Annotated in this window: 1 protein-coding gene; it reads left to right on the plus strand. The window is 40.9% G+C overall.

The window, feature by feature from the left end:
* Nucleotides 1-100: 100 nt before the first annotated feature.
* Nucleotides 101-1,179: IS4 family transposase (locus G8770_RS23790; RefSeq protein ID WP_167192543.1), on the plus strand; the 1,079-nt coding region annotated here is incomplete at its 3' end.

Raw genomic sequence — 1,179 nt, forward strand, 5'->3', positions numbered from 1 at the left:
CCACTGCTGTCCCAGTTATTCACTCCGAAGGGAGCCTAAACCACTATTGTTTGTATAATGAATGTGCGACCAAACACTAACAAACAAAGGGTTTAGGCTCATGGCACATTCTAGCACCGTACTTTCTCAAATACTTCGATTGGTTCCGAGACATGAATTTCAGACTTTGGCCCAGCAGCATGACGGCAATAGAAGGAAGGGCTCTTTTAGCCGGTGGTCTCAGTTTGTATCGCTTTCAATGGCACAATTAACAGGTAGATCAAGTTTGCGAGATATTGAAATGGCGATGGATAGCCATAGACACATAAATTACCATTTGGGTTGCCAGCCAGTAAAAAAATCCACCTTAGCCAGATGCAACGAAAATCTTAGTGGCGATTTCTATCAGGCACTTTTTTATAAACTCTACCAGCGCTGCTCAAACCTTCTTCCTGGCCGTTCTTTTCGACTAAAAAACAAGCTTTTCTCAATCGATTCATCAATCATAGATGTATCTATGAAGATATTTCCGCAAGCCAACTACAACACTATGAAGGCGGCTTACAAACTACATATTGGCTTGGATCATGATGGTATGATCCCGGCATTCGCAACAGTCACTCATGGTAAAGAATCTGACATGAGCCAGGCTCGACTTTTCCAATTCCCTAAAGGTAGTGTTGTTGTATTTGATCGCGGTTACAATGATTTTAGTTGGCATAACCTACTGACAGATAAGGGAATTTCCTTCGTTACCCGGATTAGGGCTAATGCGTTGTATAAGGTATTAGAGCGCAGGTCTTGCTCAAAATATGATTGTGTAACAAGTGATCAGTTGATTGAATATACTGGGGCAAAGGCCAAGAAAGAACATTTGCATCCCGTGCGACGTATTGGCTACAAAGACTCTGAAACAGGCAAGCATTATGTCTTTATTACCAACAACATGGACTGGTCTCCAGATACGGTTGCATCTATTTACAAGCAGCGCTGGCAAGTAGAACTGTTCTTTAAATGGATTAAGCAGAACTTAAAAATTAAAAGTTTTATTGGCAATACAGAAAATGCGGTTAAAACACAAATATTCTCGGCGCTTTGCGTTTATATGTTACTCGCATTCATAAGATTTCAAAGCAAGGCGGAGTATAGTTTCCAGAAAGTTCTGCGATTAATTCAGGTAAATGCTTTCTCCAAGAAGAG

Origin of the sequence: Pseudomaricurvus hydrocarbonicus (assembly GCF_011602365.1) — a bacterium.
GTDB classification, from domain to species: domain Bacteria; phylum Pseudomonadota; class Gammaproteobacteria; order Pseudomonadales; family Cellvibrionaceae; genus Pseudomaricurvus; species Pseudomaricurvus hydrocarbonicus.